This window comes from Amycolatopsis thermalba, assembly GCF_003385215.1.
Taxonomy (GTDB): domain Bacteria; phylum Actinomycetota; class Actinomycetes; order Mycobacteriales; family Pseudonocardiaceae; genus Amycolatopsis_E; species Amycolatopsis_E thermalba.
The window spans coordinates 1-26477 of the sequence record NZ_PQHW01000059.1; the positions used below are offsets into that span (position 1 = coordinate 1).

Here is a 26477-nt window from a genome sequence, read left to right on the forward strand (position 1 = left end):
CCCCTCCCCCCTGGCGGGGGTCGCCGAGGGTTCAGCCCCGGGGGGTTGGACTGAACCGCCGGTGGGAACACCGGATGCGCTCCACTGTAACTCCGCGAACCGGCCCGGAACTCCTCCCGCAGCGCCCACAATTCGGTAACGGCACCGGCAATCGATTTCCCGGGGGGCAACGAATTTCCGACCGGGCGACACCATTGGTGGCCACCTCACCGCCTGCCGGCCGGTCTCCTCCTATCCTGAAGCCGTGGCAGAACCTCCCACCTCGCCGCCGAGCGAACAGCGCGCCGCGACCGGAACCGGTGTCGCGGCCTTCTTCGACCTGGACAAGACGATCATCGCCTCCTCCAGCGCGCTGGCCTTCAGCAAGCCGCTGCTGCGCGAGGGGCTGATCAGCAAACGAGCGGCGCTGAAGAGCGCGTACGCGCAGTTCGTCTTCTCGCTCTCCGGCGCGGACGAGGACCGGACCGAGCGGATGCGCGCCGAGATCTCCGCGTTGTGCGCGGGCTGGGACGTCGCCCAGGTGCGGGCGATCGTCAACGAGACGCTGCACGACATCGTCGACCCGCTCGTCTACGCCGAGGCCGCCGAGCTGATCGCGTGGCACCAGTCGGAGGGCCACGACGTGATCGTGCTGTCCGCCGCCGGCGACGAGGTGGTGACCCCGATCGCGGCGATGCTCGGCGCGACCGGCAGCGTCGCGACGAGAATGGCCGTGGTGGACGGCCGCTATTCCGGCGAAATCGCGTTCTACTGCTACGGCGAACAAAAAGCGGTGGCCGCGAAACAATTGGCCGCGGAAAACGGGTACGACCTCGCCGCGTGTTACGCCTATTCCGATTCCAGCACGGACGTCCCGCTGCTGGAGACGGTCGGGAAGCCGCACGCGGTGAACCCGGACCGCCTGCTCCGCCGGACCGCGGTCGAGCGGGGCTGGGCGGTTCTGGAGTTCACCAAGCCGGTGTCGCTGCGGAGCCGCTTCCCGGCGCCGTCACCAGCGACTTTGGCGGTCGGCCTCGGCCTCGGTGCGGTCGCCGCCGCGGGTGTGACCTGGTACGGCCTGACGCGCAAACGCCGTGGGGGAGCATAGAAGTCTAGTCGCTCAGGGTGCCCGCATCACCGGATCGAGCGTCTGTACCGGTGCACCCGTCCAACCCCTTGAAGTGACGGCGGTCACTGGGTAGAAAGTGAAGTGCGGACGTCGTTCGGCCAAGGATGAGACGAAGAGAAGTCTCGTTCCTCCCCGAAGACCTCCGTGCGCGGACTCCGGGCACCCACGCGCAGCGCGCCGCGGGAGGCTTGTCGTCGAGGGACTGCGTACCGGGACGCCGGACGCCGAGTCCACGTAGGTACGACATGAGTTGCAGCTTGGTCACCCGAGCAGTCCGCGCGGGCGGGCGCCGCTAGCGATGTCGCTGCGGCGCCCGCGCATTTTTATGTCCAGGGGATTAGCCCGCCAGAGTGATAGCGGCTGAAAGACACTTTCGGGCTCCTCCGAAAGTAAGGCAGTCGTTGACCAGCTCCGGAGTGACTGAGTAGCTTCCCCCAATGCCGGCTCCATCCGCCGGTGATCATCTTCAGGGGAGGTTTCGCGATGCGCCGGAGGGTTCATGTGCTTGCCGCGATCGTCGTGGGTGTTCTCGGCGTGAGCGCGGTCAGCGCTGCCTCCGCCGCACCCGGCGGGCGGCAGGAGGGCTGGGCCGAGCAGACGCTGCGGCGGATGTCGCTCGAGGAGAAGGTGGGGCAGCTCTTCGTAGCCGACGTCTGGGGCAAGTCCGCGGACCAGGCCGCCGAGGGCAACCGCACGAAGTACGGCGTCGACACGGCCGCGGAGGTCGTCCAGCGCTTCCACCCGGGCGGCGTCATCTACTTCAACAACTCCGGCACCGACAACGTGGATGACCCGGCGCAGGTCGCGCGCTTCTCGAACGGGCTGCAGCGGGCCGCGCTCGCCTCGGGCGCGAAGGTTCCGCTGATCGTCTCGACGGACCAGGAGGGCGGCCGGGTCACGCGCATCGCCGCACCGGCCACGGAGTACCCGTCCAACATGGCCGTGGGTGCCGGACGCAGCGCCGAGGACGCGCGGACGCTGGCCACGGTGAACGGTCACGAGCTGCGGGCGATGGGCATCAACCAGGACTTCGCGCCGGACGCGGACGTCAACTCCAACCCGCTCAACCCGGTCATCGGCACCCGGTCGTTCTCCGCCGATCCGGCGCTGACCAGCGAGCTGGTGGCCGCCGAGGTCGACGGCTACCAGAACTCCGGGCCGGCGACGGAGACCGTCTCGGCGGCGGCCAAGCACTTCCCCGGCCACGGTGACGCGGCCACGGACAGCCACACCGGTCTGCCCGTCATCAACCGGACCGAGGACCAGTGGCGGCAGATCGACCTGCCGCCGTTCCGGGCGGCGATCGACGCGGGGACCGACGTGATCATGTCCGCGCACATCACCGTGCCCAGCCTCGACCCGTCCGGCGAGCCCGCGACGCTGTCCAAGCCGATCATCACCGGGATCCTCCGCGACGAGCTGCACTACGACGGGGTGGTCGCCACCGACTCGCTGCAGATGGCCGGGGTGCGGCAGCTGCACAGCGACGCGGAGATCCCGGTACTGGCCCTGGAGGCCGGGGTCGACCAGATGCTGATGCCGCCGGACCTCGGGCTGGCCGTCAACAGCGTGCTCGACGCGGTCAAGAACGGGCGGCTCACCGAGGAGCGGATCGACCAGAGCGTGCTGCGGATCCTCAAGCTCAAGGACAAGCGCGGCATCGTCGCCAGCCCGCTGGTCAACACACGGGCCGTGAAGCAGGTCGTCGGCAGCGCGGCCAACCGCGACAAGATCCAGGCCCTCACCGACCGCACGACCACGGTGCTCCGCAACGACGCCGGGCTGCTGCCCCTGCGCGATCCCGGTAAGGTCCTGGTCACCGGCTGGAACAACCCGAACTACCCCGGCTACCCGGCGGAACCGGTGCGGGCGCTGGCCGAGCGGCTCGGCGGCACGGCCGTCTCGACGGGCGCCAAGCCGACCGCGGCCAAGATCGCCGATGCGGTCGCGGCGGCCGGCGAAGCGGACACGGTCGTCGTCCTGACCAACGGCCTGCGCAGCGACACCGGCCAGGGTGACCTCGTGCGTGAACTGCTCGCGACCGGGAAACCGGTGGTCGCCGTGAGCATCCAGGAGCCGTACGACCCGGGCTACGCCGACGTACCGACCTGGGTGGCGACGTACGACTGGCGGGATGTGACGATGGCTTCGCTGGCCAAGGTGCTCAAGGGTGAGATCGCACCACAGGGCAAGCTGCCCGTCGACGTACCGGCGGGCGACGACGCCGGCCAGATCCGCTATCCCTTCGGCACAGGACTGACATGGTGAGGCTCAACCGGCGCGGGTTCCTGGTCACCGGCGCCCTCGCGACACCCCTGCTGACCGGCGGGTCCGCCCTCGCGGAACCGGTGCCCGCCATCTCGTCCGGGGCCCGTGGACCGGTGGTCACCGGCGCCGACGCCCTCGCCCGCCAGGGCTGGCGCTCGCTGGCCGGGCGCAAGGTCGGGGTGCTGTCGAACCCGACGGGTGTGCTGGAGAACGGCGATCACGTCGTCGACTCGATGATCGCCGCGGGGGTCCGGCCGGTCGCCGCGTTCGGGCCGGAACACGGGTTCCGCGGCAGCGCCCAAGCCGGCGGCTCGGAGGGCGACTACACCGATCCGCGCACCGGCATCCCGGTGTACGACGCGTACGGCGCGGACGCGGCGAAGCTGGCCGGGATGTTCACCAAGGCCGGCGTGGACACGGTGGTCTTCGACATCGCCGACGTCGGGGCCCGCTTCTACACCTACATCTGGTCCATGTACACGGCGATGGTCGCCGCCGGCCGGACCGGGGCCGCCTTCGTCGTCCTCGACCGGCCGAACCCGATCGGCGGCAAGGCCTACGGCCCGATGCTGCACCCGAAGTTCGCCTCCGGCGTCGGGCTCAAACCGATCGTGCAGCAGCACGGCATGACCGTCGGCGAGCTGGCGAAGTACTTCGCCGCCGAGTTGCTGCCCGCCGAGGGCGTGCGGCTGGCCGACCTGCAGGTGGTGCAGGCCGAGGGCTGGCGCCGGGACACGTTCTTCGCCGGCACCGGGCTGACCTGGACGCCGCCGAGTCCCAACATGCCGACCGCGGACACCGCGCTGGTCTACCCGGGCACGGGCATGTTCGAGGGCACGGTGTTCTCCGAGGGACGCGGCACGACCCGGCCCTTCGAGATCATCGGCGCGCCCGGTATCGACTGGCGGTGGCGGGACGAGCTGACGGCGCTCGGGCTCGCGGGTGTGCGGTTCCGGGAGACCTACTTCGTGCCGACGTTCAGCAAGTTCGTGAACCAGACCTGCGGCGGGGTGCAGCTGACGGTCACCGACCCGGCCGCGTTCGACGCCATCCGCACCGGGGTCGCCATGCTGGTGACGGCCAAGAAGCTGCACCCGGACATCTTCGCCTGGCGCGCGGACAACGGGATCGACAAGCTGACCGGCTCCGACCGGGTGCGGACGATGGTCGACCGCGGCGCCGGTGTGGACGAGATCGTCGGGTCGTGGCAGGCCGAGCTCGACGAGTTCACCGCCCGCCGCCGGCCCCATCTGCTCTACTGGTGAGGCCGGCATGCGAACGGGCAAACTACTGGTCGCGGCGGTGCTGACCGTTTCCGCCCTGACCGTTCCCGGAGCGAGTACCACCATCACCGAGCAGGCCTACACCGGGCGGATCGACCGCCCGCAGTACGAGTTCGCACCGCCCGACACGGTGCTGCGTCCGGGGCTGCCCGGCGACGTCGGGCTCGATTCCGGGCCCCTGCGGGCCGCCGAGCAGTTCCTGGCCGACTGGACCAAGCCGGACCCGGCCACCGGACACCCGCACTTCTCCGGCGCGGCCGGGATCCTCGGGCACAACGGGGTGGTCGTCGCCGAGACCGCGGCCGGCGGGGCGCTCCGGTACACCGACGCCGCGGGCACGGAACTGCCGCCCGAACAGCAGGTCCCGATGCGCGCCGACACGATCTTCGACATGGCCTCGATCACGAAGCTGTTCACCTCGCTCGCGGTGATGCAGCTCGTCGAGGACGGCAAGGTCACGCTGGACCGGCCGGTCGCCGAGTACCTGCCCGAGTTCGCGGCGAACGGCAAAGAGTCCGTCACCGTGCGGCAGCTTCTCACCCACACCTCGGGCTTGGCGGCCGACCCGCGCCCGTCGCTGTGGCAGGGCTACCCGGACATCCCGTCCCGGCGGAAGGCCGTGCTCGACAGCCCGCTGAAGAACCAGCCAGGGTCGACGTACCTCTACTCGGACATCAACCTGATGACGCTCGGTTTCCTCGTCGAGCGGATCAGCGGGCAACCGCTCGACGCCGTGGTGCGGGACCGGCTCACACAGCCGCTCGGGATGACCGATACGACGTTCAACCCGCCCGCCGAGAAGCTCGACCGGATCGCGGCCACCGAGTTCCAGGCGGATCCGCCGCGGGGCGTGGTCCGTGGCCAGGTCCACGACGAGAACGCGTGGGCGCTCGGCGGAGTCTCCGGTCACGCCGGCATCTTCTCGACGGCGCCGGACATGGCGGTGCTCGCGCAGGCCATCCTCAACGGCGGCGCCTACCGCGGCGCCCGGGTCCTGCGCCCGGAAACGGTGCGGGACATGCTGACCGACTACAACCAGGCGTTCCCCGGTCACGCTCACGGCCTCGGGTTCGAGCTGGACCAGCGGTTCTACATGGGTGCACTGTCATCGCCCACCACCGCGGGCCACACCGGCTTCACCGGCACGTCGCTGGTCATCGACCCGGTGTCGCGATCGTTCGCCATCCTGCTGACCAACCGCGTTCACCCGACGCGGAACTGGGGTTCGATCAACCCGGCCCGAGAGAAGTGGGCGAGCGCGCTGGCCGAAGCGATGTAGCGCCGGCTGTAGGGAGATTTACCCGCGGCCGGACAGGTGATCTTCCGGCCGGCGACGCGCCACGCATAGCCGAGCGGTGGGCGAGTAACCAGCACGAACGAATTTCGGACACCAGCGTCCGTCACGCAGAGCTACCTATCGGCTGCTCCATTGGTAGTGAAAGTGGGCAGACTCGCGTCATACCATCGAGGCGGGCAAGTCCCTATCACTGAGACGCAAGCGGGAGCCACCGACGATCGCCGGCTGTTTCGGGAACCACAGGAAGTTGCCAAGTCGTTAACTTGATGACGTTAACAACCACGACGTAGTTGGCGACTTTCCGGGCAACTGAGTCACCGCAGCTCGGCCGTGCAGGGGCGGACGAGTTGCGATCATCCCTAAGGATGTGGGTAACCTTGTCTCAAATGCCTACGGTTAGTAACTTTCCCACGGATCTGGATACCGATTCCGTAACCGAGCAGGCACCGAACGAGATCGGTTCGGCCGCTCGCGAGTCCGAAACCAGTCCTCTGGTCCGGATCCGTTCGCTGCTGCCCGGCCTGGCCCGAGCTGAACAGCGCGTAGCCAAGGTCGTCCTCGATGACCCGTCCGCAGTAGCGCGCCGCTCGATCACCGAGGTCGCCCTGGCCGCGAGCACCAGCGAGACCACGGTGACCCGGTTCTGCAAGGCCGTGGGCGTAGGCGGATACCCGCAGCTGCGCATCGCGCTGGCCGCTGACACCGCCCGCTCCGAGGCGCGGTCCACCCGCAACCTGGGCGGCGAGATCGCCGTGGACGACGACCTGGCCGCGGTGGTGGGCAAGGTCAGCTTCGCCGACGCGCGCGCCGTCGAGGAAACCGCTGAGCAGCTCGACATCGCGACCCTGCAGCGCGTGATCGACCTGCTCGCCGACGCCGGCCGGACCGACGTCTACGGCGTGGGCGCGAGCGCTTTCGTCGCCGCCGACCTGCAGCAGAAGCTGCACCGCATCGGCCGCGTGTGCTTCGCCTGGTCGGACACCCACATCATGCTGACCTCGGCCGCGGTGCTGGGCGCCGGCGACGTCGCCATCGGCGTCTCGCACACCGGCGCGACCACCGACACCGTCGAGGCGCTGCAGGTGGTCCGCGAGCACGGCGCGACCACCGTGGCGCTGACCAACTTCCCGCGCTCGCCCATCACCGAGGTCGCCGACTACGTCCTGACCACCGCCGCCCGCGAGACGACCTTCCGCTCGGGCGCGACGGCGAGCCGGATCGCCCAGCTCACGGTCATCGACTGCCTGTTCATCGGGGTTGCCCAGCGCCACATGGACAGCGCGTCCGCCGCGCTGGAAGCCACTCGCGACGCCGTCGGCGGCCACCGCCTCGGCGTGCGACCGGACGGCCGGAGGCGTCCGCGAGAGACCGGAAAGTGAGCACGAAGGAAACGGTGAGACGCATGATGACGGTGCCCAGTCAGGTGGTCCACGTCGATTCCCCGACCGAGCAGCGCAACCCCCGCACCACCGAGATCGACCGGATGTCGACGCTCGGCATCCTGACCACGATCAACGACGAGGACCGCCGGGTCCCCGACGCGGTCGCCAAGGTCCTGCCCCAGCTGGCGGACGCGGTCGATCTCGCGGTGGAGGCGTTGCGCACCGGCCATCGTGTGCACTACGTCGGCGCGGGCACGTCCGGCCGGCTGGCGACGCTGGATGCCGCTGAGCTGGTGCCGACGTTCAACGTGCCTGCCGACTGGTTCGTCGCGCACCACGCGGGCGGCGACCGGGCGCTGCGCGAGGCGGTCGAAAACGCCGAGGACGACGCTGCGGCGGGCGCCGCGGAAATGGCGGCTTCGGTCCGGGCGGGCGACTTCGTGCTGGGCCTGACCGCGTCCGGTCGCACCCCGTTCGTGCTGGGCGCGCTGCACCGGGCCGGCCGGCTCGGCGCGTCGACCGGGCTGGTGTCGGGCAACGCGCGTGCGGTGCGGCCGGCCGGGGTCGACGTGTTCATCGCGGTGGACACCGGGCCGGAGGTCATCGCGGGGTCGACGCGGATGAAGGCGGGCTCGGCGCAGAAGATCCTGCTGACCGCGTTCTCCACGGCCACGATGATCAAGCTCGGCCGGACGTACTCGAACCTGATGGTCAGCCTGCGGGCGACGAACGCGAAGCTGCGCGGCCGGACCCTGCGGATCCTGATGGAGGCGACGGGCGCGGACGAGCGGGAGGCCGCCGAAGCCCTCGCCGAGGCCGACGGTGACCTGAAGGTCGCGCTGGTGCACCTGCTGTGCGGTGTCGACGCGGCGACGGCGGCCGCGATGCTGGCCGCGAACGGCGGGCACGTGCGGGAGGCGCTGCTCGCCTGCGCGACGACCTGAGGTCGCGCGGTCCCGGGGAGGTGCGCTGGGAGCGTCGCACGTCCCCGGAATCACGCGACTGCGCCCGTGGGTGAGGCTGGCTGGGGCGTGGCCGGCAGCTGTTCGGCCACGCGTGCCGGCTCCGTGGATCGGCCAGTGCCGATGGCCTGCGGCATTGCGGGGGCCGGTGGGCCGCGGAACAGCAGCCTCCGCCGGTGGGCAGCCACCGGCACCGGCTCGCGCACGGCGCGGCAGAGACGTCGGCAGCCCGCGGCCAGGACACCCTGGACAGGCCGGCGGCCAACCGCGCGCACCGAGCAGGCCGGCGCCTCTACAGTCGCAGCCAGATCAGCCGACATCTGGGGCAGGCCAACGGCCCCGGCCCGCGCACCGAACAGCCCACCACCCCGGAAACCACGGCCAGGCAAGCCACCAGCCGGGGCGGGCCGACGACCAGCCAACCGCCCCGGTCCCCGCGTCGAACAGCCCGCCGCCGCGGCAACCGCGGTCAGGGTCAGCCGGCGGCGTCGGCGATGCTCTTGGCCTCTCGGGCGCCTGCTTCGAGCGCTTCGCAGCTGAAGAGGAGCCACTCGCGGACTCCGGTGGGCCTTCCGGTCGCGAAGGCGGCCGCCGCCTCCTCGTACCGGGCCGCTCGGCGGAAGAACGCCACCTCGGGCACGCTCAGGCCCTTCGGATCGACGCCGGTCGCCGTCATGGTCAGGCGGGCGGCGGCGCGGGCCAGCACGCCGTCCGCCGTGCCGAACGGGCGCAGGCTCAGCAACTCACCGTGCACGACGGCCGTCAGCACCGCGCCCGGCACCGATGTCACGCCGGTGACCAGCTGCGTCAGCAGGTCCAGGCGGGCCCCGGCAGCCGGACCGGGACGGCCCAGCGCGTTCTGGTCGCCCACCAGATCAGCGGCCGCCAGGACGTGCATCCGCGCCAGTGCCTGTCGCGGGGCGCGGCGCCACGTCGGCAGCAGCGACTCACTCGCCGAGGCGACCCGCAGCGCGCCCGCCAGGATCGGGTCCTTCACCTCGGCGTCCGCCGGGATCTCCGGGTCCGCGCCGTCCAGTGCGGCGGACGCGCGGGCGGCCCGGACGGACGCCTCGGCCGCCGTGGCGGAGCCGCCGCGCAGGTTCACCGGGAGCCGGTGCACCGCGAAGACCGCGTCCTGCGCCTTCTTCGCCGCTTCGGCCACGCCCTCCAGCTCGAGCAGGGGCGCCAGTGGGTCGCTCATGCCGCCGGCACCTCCCGCGCCGCTTCGGCGGCACCATCCAGCCCCGGCACCACACGACCAGCATCCGCCGCCCCGGCGACACCATCCAACCAGCCACTCACGCGTCCAGCACCTGCCCCTCGCGGTGGATTACCGGTGGCTGTTTCGACCAGGCGAAGTTGATCCACCGGTCCGTGCGGCGCCACACGTACTCGCACTTCACCTCTGACCAGGGCTTTTCGTACACCACCGCGCAGCGCACGTCCGCGACGTGGTCGGCGCAGAAGTCGCGCACCAGCTTGAGCGTCGCACCCGTGTCGGCGACGTCGTCGGCCACCAGGACCTTCGCGCCGGTCAGGTCCACGGCGTTGGGCACCGGCGGCAGCATCACCGGCAGCTCCAGCCGCTCGCCGACGCCGGTGTAGAACTCGACGTTCATGACGTGCAGGTTCTTCACGTCGAGCGCGTAGCCGAGCGCGCCGGCGACGAACAGCCCACCGCGGGCGATGGACAGGACCACGTCCGGCTCGTAACCGCTGTCCGCGACCTGCTGGGCGAGCTCCCGGCTGGCCGAACCGAACAACTCCCAGGTGAGCTCTTCCCGCTCAGCCACTCGGACCTCCTTCGACGCGTACCGGGAGCATATGAGGCGACCGAGTGGACCTTGAAAGCAAGCCAGCACTGGCACTAGCAGACGTCCAATCGGGAGACGTAGCGTCCCCGGCATGACCTGGCATGACCGGCCCGCCCTGCACGGCAAGCACGTCCACCTCGAACCGCTCGGCCCGGAACACGCCGAGGGCCTGCACGAAGCCGGTCGCGACCCCGAGGTCTGGCGCTGGCTCAGCCTCCGCCAACCCGTCACCCTCGACGCCACCAAGGCCATGATCGACGACATCCTCGCCGAGCCCGGCCGCCTCGCCTGGGCCCAGGTCGACGCCACGACCGGCCGCGTCGCCGGCACGACCTCCTACTACGAGATCGTCCCGCGCCACCGCGCCCTCGCCATCGGCTACACCTGGATCGGCAGGCCGTGGCAACGCACGGCGCTGAACACCGAAGCCAAACTCCTGCTGCTGGAACGCGCTTTCGACGTGCTCGGCGCGCAGCGGGTCACCTGGCACACCGACCACCGCAACGAGCAGTCACAGCGCGCCATCGAACGGCTCGGCGCCAGCCGGGAGGGCGTGTTGCGCGCGCACCGCATCCGCCCGGACGGCAGCCGCCGCGACACGGTCGTCTACTCACTGCTCGCGGAGGAGTGGCCCACGACACAGCGGAAACTGCTCGATCGCGTGCGGTGACGGCCACGAGACCTGCCGTGAGGTGCTGCGCTCTTTCGTCACGGGGGCTAACGTCGCTACCGTGCATCCGGCGTCAGCCAGAGATGAGTGACTTCAGGAGGCCGTGCACCATGACAGAGCAGTCCCCCGCGCTGGACAACCTGCTCACCGAGAACCGGACGTTCCCCCCGGGCGACGAGTTCGCGGCGCAGGCCAACGCGAAGGCCGATTGGTACGAGAAGGCGGACGCCGACCGCGAAGCGTTCTGGGCCGAGCAGGCGGAGCGGCTGCACTGGGACACCAAGTGGTCGCAGGTACTGGACTGGTCGAACGCGCCCTTCGCGAAGTGGTTCGTCGGCGGCAAGCTCAACGTGGCCTACAACTGCGTCGACCGGCACGTCGAGTCCGGGCACGGTGAGCAGGTCGCCATCCACTGGGTCGGCGAGCCGGGCGACACCCGCGACATCACCTACGCCCAGCTGAAGGACGAGGTCTCGAAGGCCGCCAACGCGCTGGCCTCCCTCGGCGTCACCTCCGGCGACCGGGTCGCGATCCAGCTGCCGATGATCCCCGAGGCGATCGTCTCGATGCTGGCCTGCGCGCGGCTGGGCGCGATGCACTCCGTGGTCTTCGGCGGGTTCTCCCCGGCCGCGCTGCGCTCGCGCGTGGACGACGCCGAAGCCAAGGTCGTGATCACCTCCGACGGGCAGTACCGCCGCGGCAAGGCCGCCCCGATGAAGACCAACGTGGACGAGGCCCTCGACGGCGCCCAGTCGGTCGAGAAGGTCATCGTCGTGCGCCGCACCGGCGAAGACGTTCCCATGAGCGAGCGGGACGTGTGGTGGCACGACCTGGTCGACGGCCAGTCCGCCGAGCACACCCCGGAGGCCTTCGACTCCGAACACCCGCTGTTCATCCTCTACACCAGCGGTACCACCGGGAAGCCCAAGGGCATCCTGCACACCTCCGGCGGCTACCTGACCCAGGTCGCCTACACCCACCACGTCGTCTTCGACCACAAGCCGGGCGAGGACGTCTACTGGTGCACCGCCGACATCGGCTGGGTGACCGGCCACTCCTACATCGTCTACGGCCCGCTGGCCAACCGCGCGACCCAGGTGGTCTACGAGGGCACCCCGAACACCCCGCACGAGGGCAGGCACTGGGAGATCATCCAGAACCACAAGGTCTCCATCTACTACACCGCGCCCACGCTGATCCGCACGTTCATGAAGTGGGGCGAGGACATCCCGGCGAAGTACGACCTGTCCAGCCTCCGCGTGCTGGGCAGCGTCGGCGAGCCGATCAACCCCGAGGCGTGGATGTGGTACCGCGAGCACATCGGCGCGAGCAAGGCGCCCATCGTGGACACCTGGTGGCAGACCGAGACCGGCGCGATCATGATCTCCCCGCTGCCGGGCGTCACCTCGACCAAGCCCGGCTCGGCGCAGCGCCCGCTGCCCGGCATATCGGCGAAGGTCGTGGACGACACCGCGACCGAGGTCGGCAAGGGCGGCGGCGGTTACCTGGTGCTGGACAAGCCGTGGCCGTCGATGCTGCGCGGCATCTGGGGCGACGACGAGCGCTTCCGCGACACCTACTGGTCGCGGTTCGCCGACCAGGGCTACTACTTCGCCGGTGACGGCGCCAAGTACGACAACGACGGTGACATCTGGCTGCTCGGCCGGGTCGACGACGTCATGAACGTCTCCGGTCACCGCATCTCCACCACCGAGGTCGAGTCGGCGCTGGTCTCGCACCCGACCGTGGCCGAGGCGGCGGTGGTCGGCGCGTCCGACCCGACGACCGGGCAGGGCATCGTCGCGTTCGTGATCCTGCGCGGCTCGGCCGCCGAGGGCGGGGACGAGGCCGTGCAGGAGCTGCGCAACCACGTCGCCAAGGAGATCGGCCCGATCGCCAAGCCGCGGCAGATCATGGTCGTGCCCGAGCTGCCGAAGACCCGCTCCGGCAAGATCATGCGGCGCCTGCTGCGGGACGTGGCCGAGAACCGCCAGATCGGCGACGTCACCACGCTGGCCGACTCCAGCGTGATGGAGCTGATCTCCAGCGGCCTGCAGTCCGGCAAGTCGGAGGACTGACGCATAAACAAGGGGCCTGCACCGGTTGCCGGTGCAGGCCCCTTGTCGTGGGAACCCGAGGAAGAGCCGGATCAGCCGGTGACGTCCAGGTGGGCCTTCACCGGGGTCGGCCGCGGGGCCTTGCCGTTGGCGTCGGGCTTGTCGCCCGCACCCGAGCCGGCGCCGCCACCGGAGCTGGTCTTCGTCGAGGTCGGGGTGCTGGTGCCCGGCTTCGAGGTGCTGGTCTTGGTCGGCGCGGTGGTCGGGGTCTCGCCGCCGTTGTCGTCGTCGCCCGGCGCGCAGGTGACCGACGCGATGTCCAGCGTCTGCAGGTTGTCGATCTTGATCGAGATCGCGGTGACGGTGATCGAGCCGTCGTCCTTCTTGGTCTGCTTGTTCAGCACGACCGAGAGCAGGCCCGGCACGGCGACCGTGGTGTTGGTCGGCGCGTTGACGTCGAGGGTGACGTCACCGAGCTTCGCCTTGGCGAGCGAGGAGTTGCCCTTGCCGGCCTCGCACTCCGCCTCGATGGCGGTCGCGGTCAGCAGCGGCTTGCCGACGCCGAGACCGACGTTGACGTCGGCGACGCTGGCGCGCGCCTGGCCGGCACCGGCTGACGCGTTGAGCAGCTTCACCTGCGCCAGGCCCGGCACGTTCAGCGTGGCGAGCGACTTCTGCTCGAAGCCCTTCTCGTCGGTGACGTACGGGCTGGGGTCGATGCCGAGGAGGCCCTTGGCGGCGATCGCGTAGGCGGAGTTGACGCCGTCCGCGGTGGTGGTGGTCGCCCCAGCGGCGGGCGCGAGCAGCACCGAGGTGGCGAGCGCGGTCGCGAGCACGCCGACGCCGCCGGCCACAGCCTTCTTTCTGGACAAGGAATTCCCTTTCGTGAAATGGAAATGCGGGATGAATTCGCCGGTGGCCCCCCGTGACGGATTCCGGCCACCGGCGAGGTGGCGAAGAAGCTCAGGCCGTCACGTGATGTTCACGATCGTGCCGAGCGGCAGTTTGACCAGTTCGTCGAGCGCCTCCGAGGGGACCCGGATGCAGCCGTCACTGTTCGCCTGGCCGGCGAAGCTGTTGTTGGGCCAGGTGTGCAGGCCCACCGTGCCCGGGCCGCCGCCGAAGGTCTCCAGCGAATCGGAGTGGTAGCTCAGCGGCAGGACGATAGGGCTGTAGGTGTTCTTCGTTTCCTCGATCGAGGCGATGATGTAAGCACGCCCCGCCGGGGTCGGGTGTTCGGGCTTGCCGATGCCGATCGTCCACTTGCCGATCGACTTGCCGCTCTCCAGGATCTCCAGGCTGAACGCCGCACGGTCCACGTTGACCACGTAGTCGTTCTGGGCGGATTCGGCGGCGCCGTCGCTGAGGTGGACCCAGCCGGACGCGGCGTTGGGCCGGGTGGGCAGCAGGATCTGCGCCCAGTCGCCCTGCTCCGCGATCACCGGTACCCAGGTCGGCGATCCCATTTGGATGGACGGCAGCTTCGCGATCGCTTTGCCGCCAACGGAGTCGTACACGACCATGTCGGCCTTGGGGTGGATTACGCGGCCCGCCGTCGCGCCGCCGGAGGGCTGCGGGTCGAGCGGGGCGTTCGCGACCGTGGCGAACGTGGTCGCCTCCGGCAGCTGGGTCAGATCTTCCTGGCTCACGGCGGCCGGCTTCACGCCGCCCTCGTCGCCACTGGAGCAAGCTCCGGTCAGCAGAGCCAGGGTCGAGACTCCGGCCACGGCGAGGAGCCGGACCGGGAGCCGGCCGCGGCGCGCAGATCCGTTCTGCACGCGCGAGCTGCACGTCATGGGCATTACCACAATCCTTGAGGACCTACATCGGACAAGAATTCACCAAGGCGGTCTCCCCCGAAGACATGCGGCACCGCAACTGCGCCTTGGGCCTTATTGCTATCAGGACCCCCCTAGGTGATCAAACCTCCGGGTGACGGGGGCGAACTAGGGAGAGCAGGGCAAATGTTGCGTTTGCCGAGGTCGCGCGAAAAACGAGATACACCCGATCGGGTAGAGATACGTAACGCCCACGTCAGCAAGCCCCTATCGAGCGACATCGCTTCCTCACCCTGCTGGGTGAGGATCGCAGAGTATCGACACCCGTTGCGGCGCGACGCCCCGGGGTACCCCGGCGCAGGCAGCGCGGGACAATCCAGGGGCACGACCCCAGCGAGCGGCTATCGAACGCCTGTTCTACAATTCGGGCCGACGTAGCCGGACCCCACGAGAGGGAGACCGCAGCACCGATGAGCTTGGACACCACGACCACCCCGCAGGAGCAGGAAACTCCCGTCGCGCCGGCTCCGGTCGCGGACGACTCCGCGGCCGCTCCCGCTCCCGCCTCCGCGTCCACCGAGACGGAGGAGGCCAAGCCCAAGCGCGGCCGCCCGAAGGGCACCGCGGCGAAGAAGACCCGCACCGTCGAGCTCACGCTCACCGTCACCGGCGCCGCCGACGGCGAGTGGCAGGCCGAGCTCAAGCACGGCTCCAAGTGGGTCGCACAGGGACTGAAGATCCCGGCCTCGGCCGTGTCCCGCGCGGCCAAGGAACTGCACGAGGACCTGTCCATCCCGATCGACGAGGTGATCAACGCCGCCGTCGAGCAGCAGAAGGCCAAGGTCGCCGCGCTCGAGGCCGAGCTGGAGCAGGCCAAGCAGGCACTGGCCGAACTCGACGGCTGACCTCGGCCGTTCCCGCGGTCGCCCGCGGCGACCAGGACTCGCCGGGGCGGATGTCATCGATCAGGCATCCGCCCCGGCGTTCTTTTCGGTCCGGCCACTTTCCGCGTACCATCTGTATACAACGTGTATGGAGGGAGCCCGGATGCCGGCGACGAGCAAGCCCGCCCTGTCCGGGCGGGCCAAGGCCTACGACTACCTGAAGAACACCGTGCTGGCCGACCCCGACGCCGAGGGCACGTTCATCAGCGAACAGGAGATCGCCGAGCACGTCGGCGTCTCACGCACGCCGGTGCGGGAGGCGCTGCTGCAGCTCGCGGCCGAGGAGATGGTGCAGCTCGTGCCCAACCGGGGCGCCTACATCGCCCCGCTGACCGGGCGCGACCTGCGGGACCTCGTCGAGCTGCGCGGGCTGCTCGAACGGTTCGCGGCCGAGCGGGTGATGGCGGCCGGGACCGTGCCGTGGCGGGCCATGCAGAAGGTCCTCGAGCAGCAGGAGCGCTGTGACGACCCGGCGTCGGCCAAGGAGTTCATCGAACTCGACACGCACTTCCACACCCTGCTCGTCGAGGCGGCCGGCAACGCGATGCTGAGCCGGACCTACACCGCGCTGCGAGCCCGGCAGGTCCGTGCCGGGCTCGTCGCGCTGCGGCGGTCGGGGACCCGGCACGCGGAGGTCTGCCGCGAGCATCAGGCCATCGTGACCGCACTGGCCAACCGCGAGGTCGAGGCGGCGCTGGCGGCCATCGACGACCACCACGCCCGGACCCTGAAGCATCAGCTGACGACCACCTGAGTCTCGTCGCGGGCCGCCCGCGCCAGCGCAAGACCGATGATGGTGACGACCGCGGTCACCACCACGTACAGCGCGAGCGCCAGCCAGCTGTCGAAACCGGCCAGCAGCGAGGTGAACAGCAGCGCCGCGACGGCCCCGCCGATCACCCCGGCGAGCGTGTAGGCCAGCGAGCTGCCGGTGTAGCGCAGGCGCTCGGAGAACTGCTCGGTGATCAGCGCGGCCTGCGGGCCGTACAGCGCGGCGTGGATGACGAGCGCGATCACGATCCCGACCAGCAGCAGGCCGAACGAGCGGCCGGAGACCAGCGGGAAGAACACGAACGGCCAGATCGCCGCGGCGATGGTCGCGAAGAGGTAGAGCTTGCGGCGGTTCACCCGGTCCGACAGCGCGCCGAAGGCCGGCATCAGGACGAGCTGGCCAGCGGAACCGATCATGACCGCGGTCAGGCCCTGGCTGCGGGACATGCCCAGCTCCTGGGTCATGTAGGTCAGGACGAAGACGGTGAACAACGCGTACAGCACGTCCGGGCAGACGCGGACGAAGATCGCGGCCACCAGGGCGCGGCGCTCGTGCTTGAAGACCTCGGAGATCGGCGCGCTGGGCCGCTCGCCGCTCTCCGCGATGCGCTTGAAGACCGGGGTCTCCTCCAGCTTGAGCCGGATCCACAGGCCGAACGCGACGAGCACGGCGGAGAGCAGGAACGCCACGCGCCAGCCCCACGAGTCGAACTGCGCCTCGGTCAGCAGCAGGGCGAGCAGGGCCAGGACACCGTTGGCGAGCAGGTTGCCCGCGGGTGGTCCGACCTGGGCCGCCGACGCCCAGAACCCGCGCTTCTTCGGATCGCCGAACTCGCTGGACAGCAGCACCGCGCCGCCCCATTCGCCGCCGATGCCGACACCCTGGGCGAAGCGCAGCAGCACCAGCAGGACCGCGGCGGTGCCACCGATCGAGGCGTGGGTGGGGAGGACACCGATGAGGAAGGTGGCGATGCCGGTGAGCAGCAGGGTGATCACCAGCACGCGCTTGCGGCCGAGCACGTCACCGAGGCGGCCGAAGACGAAGCCGCCGAGGGGGCGGGAGAGGTAGCCGACGGCGTAGGTGGAGAACGCGGCCATCGTGCTGACCAGCGGATCGCCTGCCGGGAAGAACTGGTGGCCGAACACGGTGGCGGCGGCGACCGAGTAGGCCGCGAAGTCGTACCACTCCAGCGAGGTGCCGGACAGGCTCGCCAGGAAGGCACGCCGCAGCGATGCCCTGTCCACGGTCGGCGTTACCGAGGTCATTGCTCACATCCCGATCTCTTGGGTGCCACGTTGCGGTAATACTCGTTGTATACAACCTGCATGCGCAAGCCCCCGCAGGTAAGAACTGGGTTACCCGACTTTACGGAGGACGACATGCCGACGCTGAGCTTCGACCTGCCCGACGGCACGACGGTGACCACGCCGGTCACGACGCTGCTCAACGCCGGGTACGCGGGCCGCGACCAGGCCGACGTCGCGGCGCACGTCGCGGAGCTGGCGGAGCTGGGCGTCCCGGCGCCGAAGGTCACGCCGGCGCTGTACCCGGTCGCCCCGTACCTGGCCGCCCAGACCGACGAGGTGCCCGTCCAGCACGACCGCACCTCGGGGGAGGCGGAGTGGGCGCTGGTGATCACCGCGGAGGGGGTGCTGCTCACGGTGGCCTGCGACCACACCGACCGGGAGCTGGAGGTGCACGGTGTGGCGTGGAGCAAGAACGCGGCGCCGGACGTGCTGGGCCGCAAGGCGTGGCGGCTGGACGACGTGGCGGACCGGCTGGACTCGCTGACGCTGCGCGGATGGGCCGACGGACAGCTGATCCAGGACGGCACGCTCGCGGAGCTGCTGACGCCGCAGCACTGGCTGGACGTGCTGCGGGAGCGCGGGCTGTACGAGCCGGGGGTCGTGCTGATCTCCGGGACCATCCCGATGGTGCCGGGGGTGAACCAGTTCGCCGCCGAGTGGCGGGTGGAGCTGGGCGACCCGGCGACCGGAAACACCATCGAGGCCGGTTACCAGGTGCGCCGACTGCCCGAGGCGATCGGCTGAATCGAGTGGGGCTGTGGGCGCAGGGCCAGGGCTGGGGTACCGGCGCCCAGCGCGGGTGGAGGCACGGCAGTCGCCGAAGGCAACCACCCGGCAGGGGCTGCAGCGCTTGCACGGCCGGGATGGCCGGGGGGCCGGGCAGGTCCCGGCGTGGGTAGAGGCGCGGGATTACCGGAGGCCATCGCCCGGCAGGCCCTGCTGCGCCCGCGTAGCGGGCATGCCCGGGGCGTGACTGGAGGCCTGGCACCCGGCGCGGGTAGAGGCCGCAGGGTGCCGGAGGCCATGACCCGGCAGAGGCTGCTATGCCCGCGAAGCGGGCACGCCCGGGGCGCAACTGGAGGCCTGACACCCGGCGAAGGTAGAGGCCGCAGGGTGCCGCAGGCCATGACCCGGCAGAGGCTGCTATGCCCGCGAAGCGGGCACGCCCGGGGCGCAACTGGAGGCCTGACACCCGGCGCGGGTAGAGGCCGCAGGGTGCCGCAGGCCATGACCCGGCAGAGGCTGCTGCGCCCGCGAAGCGGGCACGCCCGGGGCGCAACTGGAGGCCTGACACCCGGCGCGGGTAGAGGCCGCAGGGTGCCGCAGGCCATGACCCGGCAGAGGCTGCTGCGCCCGCGAAGCGGGCACGCCCGGGGCGCAACTGGAGGCCTGACACCCGGCGCGGGTAGAGGCCGCAGGGTGCCGCAGGCCATGACCCGGCAGAGGCTGCTGCGCCCGCGAAGCGGGCACGCCCGGGGCGCAACTGGAGGCCTGACACCCGGCGCGGGTAGAAGCCGCAGGGTGCCGCAGGCCACGACCCGGCAGAGGCTGCTGCGCCCGCGAAGCGGGCACGCCCGGGGCGCAACTGGAGGCCTGACACCCGGCGCGGGTAGAAGCCGCAGGGTGCCGCAGGCCACGACCCGGCAGAGGCTGCTGCGCCCGCGAAGCGGGCACGCTCAGAGAGCATGGGCGAGCCAGGTCCCAGCGCGTCCCGGCGCGGGTAGGGGCGCGCCGGGGCGTCGGGGTCACCCTCGCAGCTGGGCGTTGATTCGTGCGGCTTGTCGTGTGAGGTGGTCTCGCTCGGCGAGGTTTGATGCCTTCGCCGCGGCCTCGGCGTACAAGTGGGCCGCCGTCGCCAGGTCGCCGTTGCGTTCGTGCAGGTGGGCGGCCACCGCGGCGTACCTGGGCAGGCCCGAGTCGAGCGTCTCGAGTTCCGCCAGCCCCGCGCGGGGGCCGTCCGCCTCGCCCACTGCCACCGCTCGGTTCAGGCGTACCACCGGGCTGTCGGTCAGCCGCACGAGCTCGTCGTACCACTCGACGATCTGCGGCCAGTCCGTCTCCTCCGCGGTGCGCGCGTCGGCGTGCAGGGCCGCGGCCGCGGCCTGCGCCTGGAACTCACCGAGCTGGTCGCGGGCCAGCGCCGCCTGCAGGATCTCGACCCCCTCCGCGATCGACCGCGTGTCCCACCGGCTCCGGTCCTGCTCGGCGAGCGGCACCAGGCTGCCGTCGGGCGCGGTCCGGCTCGCGCGGCGGGCGTGGTGGATCAGCATGAGCGCCAGCAGCCCCGCCACCTCGGGGTGGTCGATCGCCGCCGCGAGCCGGCGGGTCAGCCGGATCGCCTCGGCCGCCAGGTCGACGTCTCCGGAATACCCCTCGTTGAACACCAGGTACAGCACGCGCAACACGGTGCCGACGTCGCCGGGCCGGTCGAACCGCACACCGGACACCGTGCGCTTGGCGCGGCTGATGCGCTGCGCCATCGTCGCCTCCGGCACCAGGTAGGCCTGGGCGATCTGCCGCGTGGTCAGCCCGCCCACCGCCCGCAACGTGAGCGCCACCGCGGACGACGGCGTCAGCGACGGGTGCGCGCACAGGAAGTAGAGCTGAAGGGTGTCGTCCACCGCGGGCGCCGGCCCGGGCTCGGGTTCCTCGTCGACGAGCTCCTCCCGGCGGCGGCGGGCGGCGTCCGCGCGGGTGGCGTCGAGGAACTTGCGCCAGGCCACCGTGACCAGCCAGCCCTGCGGATCCCGCGGCGGGTCGGACGGCCACACCCGGACCGCCTCGACCAGCGCCTCCTGCACGGCGTCCTCGGCCGCCGCGAAACCGGCTCCGCGGCGGACGAGGATCCCGAGCACCTTCGGGGTGAGGCTCCGCAGCAGCGCCTCGTCCATCGGTGCGGTCACTCCGTCACAGTCGGCTGGTTCCCGAGGAACGGGCGCACCTCCAGCCACTCGTGGATCGGCTTCCCGCCCGCCCCCGGCGCCGCCGACAGCTCACCGGCCAGCTCGACCGCCCGCTCGTAGCTGTCCACGTCGACCACCATCCACCCGGCGATCAGGTCCTTCGTCTCGGGGAACGGACCATCGGTCACCGGCGGCCGCCCCTCCCCGTCGTACCGCGCCCAGGTGCCCTCCGGGGCCAGCGCCTGGCTGTCGACGTACTCGCCGGTCTCCTCCAGCCGCTTGGCGAAATCGTTCATGTACCGCACGTGCGCCGAGATCTCCTCCGGCGTCCACTGCGCCATCGGCACGTCGTTCACCGAAGCCGGAGCGCCGCGGTAGTGCTTGAGAAAGAGGTACTTCGCCATCGTCCACTCCTCGCTGTGATGCGACCCATTCTGGCCGCGTTCGCACCGGGGACGGAGCCGTTCACCGGATCTCGACACCGGCGGCCGGACTTTTCCTCCGCGTGCGCACCTGCCAAGATCCACAGGTGACCGATCTCCTGTCCGCGCTGGACACGCACGTGCGGGCGTTCAACGAACGCGACCTCGCCGCCCTGCTCGCCGGGTTCACCGACGACGCCACCTGGATCACCGGCACCACGACCGTCCGCGGCAGCGCGGAACTGGCCGACCTGTTCGAGGGCGCGATGCGCGGGCTCCTGCCGACGCTGACGATCGACAACGTCATCGCTTCGGGTGACCAGGCCGCGGCGCAGCTCACCGAGACGCTCACCGCCGACGGCACCGAGCACACCTTCGCGATCGCCGGTTTCTACCGTTTCCGCGACGGGCGGATCGCGGCCGCGAAGATTTACCGCGAGGGTTCCGCGGAGATTTAGGTAAGTCTCAGCTAATGCGGGAAATTCGCCGCGGGATGCTTCAATAATGACGTGACCGAGACGAAGGACGCCGCTGCGGCCCACGCGCACGAACCCCACCACGAGAGCCTGGGCAGCCGGCTGAACTGGCTGCGCGCCGGGGTTCTCGGGGCCAACGACGGGATCGTGTCCGTCGCCGGGCTCGTCGTCGGGGTCGCCGGGGCGACCACCGACCACGGCGCCATTCTGATGGCCGGAATAGCCGGACTGGTCGCCGGCGCGCTTTCCATGGCCGGCGGGGAATACGTTTCGGTGAGCACCCAGCGCGATACCGAACAGGCCGCGCTCAAGCTCGAGAAACAAGAACTGAAGACCATGCCGGAGGCCGAGGAACGGGAACTCGCCGACATCTACGAGGACAAGGGCCTGTCCCGCGAACTGGCCGAGCGGGTGGCCCGCGAACTGTCGGAGAAGGACGCCCTCGCGGCCCACGCCGAAGCCGAACTCGGCATCGACCCGGATGACCTGACCAGCCCGTGGCAGGCCGCGTGGGCGTCGTTCGTGTCGTTCTCCCTCGGCGCGCTCATCCCGCTGCTGGCGATCGCGCTGCCGCCGACCTCCTGGCGGGTGTGGACGTGCGCCATCGCCGTCGTCGTGGGCCTGGCGCTGACCGGATACACCAGCGCCCGCCTCGGCAACGCCGGGGTGCGCCGCGCGGTGATCCGCAACGTGGGGGTCGGCGCGCTGACGATGCTGGTCACCTACTACGTCGGCGCACTGTTCGGCATCACCGCGGGCTAGCGCACGCCGGACATCAGCTTCCGCACGAAGGGGCTGATCAGCGCCAGCACCACACCGATCGCGATGGCCGCTCCGCCGACGACGCCGAAGTACGCGGCCTCGTGGTCGGTGCCGTAGTACTCGGCCAGCGAGCCGGACAGCGCGGTGCCCAGCGAGACCGACAGGAAGTTCAGCGCGACCATCTGCGTGCGGAACGCGTCCGGCGCCAGCTTCGTCGACAGGGACAGCCCCACCGGGGACAGCATCAGCTCCGCGACCGTGAACACCACCAGGATCCCGGCCAGCGCGAGCAGCGGCGTGCTGTTCCCGGTGCCGCCGGCGAAGAACAGGAACAGCAGGAACGCCGCCCCCATCACCGACGTGCCGAGCGCGAACTTGATCGGCGTCGACGGCTGGCGCTCGCCCAGCTTGATCCAGATCGCGGCCATCACCGGCGCGAGCAGCAGGATGAACACCGGGTTGATCGACTGCACCCAGCTCACCGGCATCTCCCAGCCGAACAGGTCGCGGTCCAGCCGCTGGTCCGAGTACACCGCGACCACGGTGAACTGCTGCTGGTACAGCGACCAGAACGCGGCGCTCGCGATGAACATCGGGATGAACGCCAGCACCCGCCGCCGCTCGATGGCGGTGATCTTGCGGCTGGTCAGGATCACCGCGAAGTACCCCACCGACGCGATGCCGACGATCCACACGACCACGTCGGACAGGTTCGCCGCGGTGACGATCCCGGTCAGCACGGCCAGCACGATGACGCCGACCAGCACCACCAGCACGCCGCCGACCGCGGGCCGCCGCCGCGCCGGCAGCGGGTTCGGGACCTCGCGGGCGGTGTCGGGCAGGTTGCGCCGGAAGATCGTGTACTGGGTCAGGCCGATGGCCATGCCGATCGCGGCCAGGCCGAACCCGAGGTGGAACCCGACCTCGCTCTGCGCGAGCCCGGTGAGCAGCGGGCCGATGAACGCGCCCAGGTTGACGCCCATGTAGAAGATCGTGAAGCCGGAGTCGCGCCGCGGGTCCTGCTCGCCGTAGAGCGTGCCGACGACCGCGGTCGCGTTGCCCTTCAGCCCGCCGCTGCCGACCGCGACGCAGGCCAGGCCGACGCCGATCCCGAGGAAACCGGGCAGCAGCGCCAGGCTGATGTGGCCGATCATGATGAGCACCGCGCTGTAGAACAGCGTGCGCTCGGAGCTCAGCAGGCGGTCGGCGACCCACGCGCCCACGATCGTGGACAGGTACACCAGACCGCCGTAGGCCCCGACGATGCTGGTGGCGGTGGCCTCCGGCATCGCGAGGCCGCCCTCGGCGACCGAGTAGTAGAGGTAGATCGGCAGGATGCCGAGCATCCCGTAGTACGAGAAGCGTTCCCACATCTCGACGCCGAACAGGTTCGCGAGACCGATCGGGTGCCCGAAGAACCGCGCGTCGCGCTTCGCCTCGGTAGAGGTCGTCACTGCCGCCGCCCTTGAGGTCTAGACAACGTTGGCGAGTGACATGCTACGACGCTTTCCCGGGATGTTGTTACCGGCCCGTAAGGTATGATGTTGACGGTGCGCCGGGAAGTCTGGTCGGCAACAGCCCGATCGATCCCGGAGGAGTCATTCGTGGGCCAGCCGCGCCAAGCCGCCGCCGAGTTCGTGCGTTACCTGCGCACCGAGACCACCGGCGGCATGATCCTGCTCGCCGCCACCGCCATCGCCCTGCTCTGGGCCAACTCCCCGCTCGGCGAGTCCTACCGGGTGGTGCGGGACTTCCACATCGGACCGCACCTGCTGCACCTGGACCTGTCCGTCGGCGACTGGGCCAAGGACGGCCTGCTGGCCCTGTTCTTCTTCGTCGCCGGGCTGGAGCTCAAGCGGGAACTGGTGGTCGGCGAGTTGTCGCAGCTCAAGAAGGCCGTGCTGCCGATCGTGGCCGCCGTCGGCGGGATGGTCGTGCCCGCCGCGGTCGCCCTGGTCGTCGGTGGCGGCGCGGAGGGCATGGACCGGGCGTGGGCGATCCCGACCGCGACCGACATCGCGTTCGCCCTCGGTGTCCTGGCGCTCACCGCGTCCAACCTGCCCAGCAGCGCACGGGTCTTCCTGTTGTCGCTGGCCGTGGTCGACGACCTGGGTGCGATCTTCCTCATCGCCGTGTTGTTCACCACGTCGTTCAACCTGGTGGCCGCGCTGGTCGCGGTGGTGTCGCTCGCGCTGTACGCGTTCCTGCAGTACAAGCGCGTGCGCACGGCGTGGATCTACGTGCCGCTCGCGATCGTCGTGTGGGTCGCGGTGCACTCGGCGGGCGTGCACGCCACCATCGCCGGGGTCGCGCTGGGCCTGCTCACGCGGGTGCGCCCGGACCAGGGCGAGGAGGAGGCGCCGGCGATCCGGCTGGAGCACCGGTTGCAGCCGTGGTCGGCGGCGGTGGCCGTGCCGGTGTTCGCGTTGTTCGCCGCCGGGATCGCGGTCAGCGGCGAATCGCTCGGCCGCGTGTTCACCGAGGCCGTGCCGCTGGCGGTGTTTCTCGGGCTGGTGGTGGGCAAGGCGGTCGGCATCTTCGGGGCCTGCTTCGCGGCGGTGAAGCTGCGGCTCGCGGAGAAGCCGAACGGGGTCGGCTGGCGGGACATCGCGGCGTTGTCGCTGCTCGGCGGCGTCGGGTTCACGGTGTCGCTGCTGATCGCCGACCTCGCGCTGGAGGGCGAGGCGAGCGAACTGGCCCGCACCGCGGTGCTGCTGGCCTCCGCGGTGTGCTCGCTGGCCGGGGCGGCGATGCTGGTGCGGCGGAACAAGGTACACGCCGCTGCGGAGGACTAACCGAGCCCCGGGTGGGGTCTTCTGGCACGATGACCCCCGTGAGCAGCCAGGAGCACGAACGCAACGGTCGGGATGCCCACGGGGCCGTGCCCTACATCCCGCTGAGCCCGGAGGCCGAGTCCTCCGCCGACGGCCAGTCGATCGGGAGCCTCGTCAGCCAGGCGACCCAGCACCTGTCCACCCTGGTCAGGGCCGAGGTCGAGCTGGCCAGGTCCGAGGTCGTGGGCGAGGTCAAGAAGGGCGTCAAGGGCAGCGTCTTCTTCATCGTCGCCGGGGTGATCGGGCTCTACAGCTCGTTCTTCTTCTTTTTCTTCCTCGGCGAGCTGCTGTCCGAGTGGCTCAAGCGCTGGGCCGCGTTCGGCATCGTGTTCCTGCTGATGCTGCTGGTCGCCGGCCTGTTCGGCCTGCTCGGCTGGCGCAAGGTCAAGAAGATCCGGGCGCCGGAGCGCACGATCACCAGCGTCAAGGACACCGCCGCGGCCCTCAAGCCGCGCCGGGACACCGTCCCCGAACACAGCTGAACCGCTCAGTCGCGACCGTGACGCCGCCCGACCCGTCCATCGTCCGGATCGACGGGCCCTGGGCGCACCGCGACGTGTCCGCGAACGGCATCCGGCTGCACGTCGCCGAGGCCGGGCACGGGCCGCTGGTGTTGTTCCTGCACGGCTTCGGGCAGTTCTGGTGGACCTGGCGGCACCAGCTCACCGCCCTGGCCGACGCGGGTTACCACGCGGTGGCGGCCGATCTGCGTGGTTACGGCGATTCGGACAAACCCCCGCGCGGCTACGACGCCTGGACCCTGGCCGGTGACGTCGCCGGCCTGGTCCGCGCGCTCGGCGAACGGCAGGCGCACCTGGTCGGGCACGCGTGGGGCGGGCTGCTGGCCTGGACCGCGGCCGCGATGCACCCGCGGGTGGTCGCGTCGGTGACGGTGCTGGGTGGGGCCCACCCGCTGGCCCTGCGCAGCGCGCTCGCCCGCACCGCGTTCCGCCGCAAGCGGTCCAACCAGACGCGGGCGCTGGCGCACCTGTTCCGGTTCCAGGTGCCGATGGCGCCGGAGCGGTGGCTCACCGAGGACGACGGGGCCAACCTGGAGACCCTGCTGCGCGCCTGGTCCGGTCCGCGGTGGACGGCCACCGCCGACTTCGACACCAGCGCCGCGATGTTCCGCGAGGCGGTGCGGATCCCGGGCGTGGCGCACAGCGCGCTGGAGTACTACCGGTGGGCGTTCCGGGCCCAGTTCCGCGGCGAAGGACGCCGGTTCGCGGACGCGGTCGGCACCCGGGTGGCGGCGCCGGTGCTGCAGATCCACGGCGCCGCGGACCCGTGCGTGCTACCGGAGACCGCCCGGGCGTCCGCGCCGTGGCGGGGGCCGCACTCGGCGCTGGAGGAGCTGGCGGACGTCGGCCACTTCCCGCAGCTCGAAGCACCCGCCGAGACGACCAAGACGCTGCTGGACTTCCTGGCGAAGGCCTGA

At 70.7% G+C, this 26477-nt stretch carries 23 protein-coding genes and 1 pseudogene; 16 read left to right on the forward strand and 8 right to left on the reverse strand.

What is annotated here, in order from left to right:
- Positions 1-244 precede the first annotated feature (244 nt).
- The 6 genes and pseudogenes from D0D15_RS22065 to D0D15_RS22090 all read left to right on the forward strand — a co-directional run bounded on the left by D0D15_RS22065 (position 245) and on the right by D0D15_RS22090 (position 8282).
- Positions 245-1087, forward strand: coding sequence for an HAD family hydrolase (locus D0D15_RS22065; RefSeq protein ID WP_094005592.1), 843 nt, complete (start codon positions 245-247; stop codon positions 1085-1087).
- Between the two features lie 522 nt (positions 1088-1609).
- Entirely contained in the window at positions 1610-3376 is a 1767-nt protein-coding gene (locus D0D15_RS22070; RefSeq protein WP_094005591.1) for a glycoside hydrolase family 3 protein, read from the forward strand.
- Positions 3373-4641 (forward strand): exo-beta-N-acetylmuramidase NamZ family protein, encoded by a 1269-nt coding sequence (locus D0D15_RS22075; RefSeq protein ID WP_094005670.1) that lies wholly within the window; start codon positions 3373-3375, stop codon positions 4639-4641. Before D0D15_RS22070 ends, D0D15_RS22075 begins: the two co-directional genes overlap by 4 nt.
- Positions 4642-4648: 7 nt before the next feature.
- Positions 4649-5935: pseudogene (locus tag D0D15_RS22080) on the forward strand (serine hydrolase domain-containing protein); the annotation flags it as partial.
- A gap of 407 nt (positions 5936-6342) precedes the next feature.
- On the forward strand, positions 6343-7335 hold the full coding sequence (locus D0D15_RS22085) for a MurR/RpiR family transcriptional regulator (RefSeq protein ID WP_162830638.1): 993 nt from the start codon (positions 6343-6345) through the stop codon (positions 7333-7335).
- 23 nt (positions 7336-7358) lie between these two features.
- Entirely contained in the window at positions 7359-8282 is a 924-nt protein-coding gene (locus D0D15_RS22090; RefSeq protein ID WP_115944698.1) for an N-acetylmuramic acid 6-phosphate etherase, read from the forward strand.
- Positions 8283-8775: 493 nt separating this feature from the next.
- Here D0D15_RS22090 and D0D15_RS22095 read toward each other — a convergent pair whose 3' ends face one another.
- Both D0D15_RS22095 and D0D15_RS22100 read right to left on the reverse strand, forming a co-directional pair.
- Positions 8776-9501 (reverse strand): oxidoreductase, encoded by a 726-nt coding sequence (locus D0D15_RS22095; protein WP_094005588.1) that lies wholly within the window; start codon positions 9499-9501, stop codon positions 8776-8778.
- Positions 9502-9598: 97 nt separating this feature from the next.
- Positions 9599-10093 carry a phosphoribosyltransferase gene (locus tag D0D15_RS22100; protein WP_094005587.1) on the reverse strand — a complete coding sequence of 165 codons (495 nt, stop codon included), beginning with the start codon at positions 10091-10093 and terminating at the stop codon, positions 9599-9601.
- 112 nt (positions 10094-10205) lie between these two features.
- Between D0D15_RS22100 and D0D15_RS22105 the strand changes: the two genes are divergently transcribed.
- Positions 10206-10784 carry a GNAT family N-acetyltransferase gene (locus tag D0D15_RS22105; RefSeq protein WP_094005586.1) on the forward strand — a complete coding sequence of 193 codons (579 nt, stop codon included), beginning with the start codon at positions 10206-10208 and terminating at the stop codon, positions 10782-10784.
- Between the two features lie 110 nt (positions 10785-10894).
- Positions 10895-12862 (forward strand): acetate--CoA ligase, encoded by a 1968-nt coding sequence (gene acs, locus D0D15_RS22110; protein WP_094005585.1) that lies wholly within the window; start codon positions 10895-10897, stop codon positions 12860-12862.
- A 71-nt stretch (positions 12863-12933) separates the two neighbouring features.
- On the opposite strand, the gene D0D15_RS22115 is transcribed toward acs, so the two are convergent.
- Complete coding sequence (locus D0D15_RS22115) at positions 12934-13713, reverse strand: choice-of-anchor P family protein (protein WP_233157273.1); 780 nt, start codon at positions 13711-13713, stop codon at positions 12934-12936.
- Between the two features lie 99 nt (positions 13714-13812).
- Positions 13813-14643: a L,D-transpeptidase gene (locus D0D15_RS22120; protein ID WP_094005583.1), complete on the reverse strand. Its 831-nt coding sequence runs from the start codon at positions 14641-14643 to the stop codon at positions 13813-13815.
- A gap of 446 nt (positions 14644-15089) precedes the next feature.
- On the opposite strand from D0D15_RS22120, the gene D0D15_RS22125 reads away from it, so the two are divergent.
- On the forward strand, positions 15090-15524 hold the full coding sequence (locus D0D15_RS22125; RefSeq protein WP_115944699.1) for a DUF6319 family protein: 435 nt from the start codon (positions 15090-15092) through the stop codon (positions 15522-15524).
- A gap of 142 nt (positions 15525-15666) precedes the next feature.
- Entirely contained in the window at positions 15667-16317 is a 651-nt protein-coding gene (locus D0D15_RS22130; RefSeq protein ID WP_094005581.1) for a GntR family transcriptional regulator, read from the forward strand.
- Here D0D15_RS22130 and D0D15_RS22135 read toward each other — a convergent pair.
- On the reverse strand, positions 16299-17600 hold the full coding sequence (locus D0D15_RS22135; RefSeq protein WP_115944700.1) for an MFS transporter: 1302 nt from the start codon (positions 17598-17600) through the stop codon (positions 16299-16301). The genes D0D15_RS22130 and D0D15_RS22135 overlap by 19 nt on opposite strands.
- Positions 17601-17714: 114 nt before the next feature.
- Here D0D15_RS22135 and D0D15_RS22140 point away from each other — a divergent pair, with 114 nt between their 5' ends.
- Positions 17715-18386 (forward strand): DUF2848 domain-containing protein, encoded by a 672-nt coding sequence (locus D0D15_RS22140; RefSeq protein ID WP_094005579.1) that lies wholly within the window; start codon positions 17715-17717, stop codon positions 18384-18386.
- A gap of 1001 nt (positions 18387-19387) precedes the next feature.
- Here the strand turns inward: D0D15_RS22140 and D0D15_RS22145 are convergent.
- Entirely contained in the window at positions 19388-20533 is a 1146-nt protein-coding gene (locus D0D15_RS22145) for an RNA polymerase sigma factor (protein ID WP_115944701.1), read from the reverse strand.
- 8 nt (positions 20534-20541) lie between these two features.
- A complete protein-coding gene (locus D0D15_RS22150) occupies positions 20542-20949 on the reverse strand; it encodes a YciI family protein (protein WP_094005577.1) in 408 nt (135 codons plus the stop codon).
- A 125-nt stretch (positions 20950-21074) separates the two neighbouring features.
- Between D0D15_RS22150 and D0D15_RS22155 the strand changes: the two genes are divergently transcribed.
- Entirely contained in the window at positions 21075-21425 is a 351-nt protein-coding gene (locus tag D0D15_RS22155; protein WP_094005576.1) for a nuclear transport factor 2 family protein, read from the forward strand.
- Between the two features lie 51 nt (positions 21426-21476).
- On the forward strand, positions 21477-22205 hold the full coding sequence (locus D0D15_RS22160) for a VIT1/CCC1 transporter family protein (protein ID WP_094005575.1): 729 nt from the start codon (positions 21477-21479) through the stop codon (positions 22203-22205).
- Here D0D15_RS22160 and D0D15_RS22165 read toward each other — a convergent pair.
- Complete coding sequence (locus tag D0D15_RS22165; RefSeq protein WP_094005574.1) at positions 22202-23659, reverse strand: peptide MFS transporter; 1458 nt, start codon at positions 23657-23659, stop codon at positions 22202-22204. The two genes, D0D15_RS22160 and D0D15_RS22165, sit on opposite strands and share 4 nt — an antisense overlap.
- An 87-nt stretch (positions 23660-23746) precedes the next feature.
- Between D0D15_RS22165 and nhaA the strand changes: the two genes are divergently transcribed.
- The 3 genes from nhaA to D0D15_RS22180 are packed head-to-tail and all read left to right on the forward strand — an operon-like array spanning position 23747 to position 26477.
- A complete protein-coding gene (gene nhaA, locus D0D15_RS22170) occupies positions 23747-25000 on the forward strand; it encodes a Na+/H+ antiporter NhaA (RefSeq protein WP_369806798.1) in 1254 nt (417 codons plus the stop codon).
- A gap of 38 nt (positions 25001-25038) precedes the next feature.
- Positions 25039-25521: a phage holin family protein gene (locus D0D15_RS22175; RefSeq protein ID WP_094005572.1), complete on the forward strand. Its 483-nt coding sequence runs from the start codon at positions 25039-25041 to the stop codon at positions 25519-25521.
- A gap of 17 nt (positions 25522-25538) precedes the next feature.
- Positions 25539-26477 carry an alpha/beta fold hydrolase gene (locus D0D15_RS22180; RefSeq protein WP_094005571.1) on the forward strand — a complete coding sequence of 313 codons (939 nt, stop codon included), beginning with the start codon at positions 25539-25541 and terminating at the stop codon, positions 26475-26477.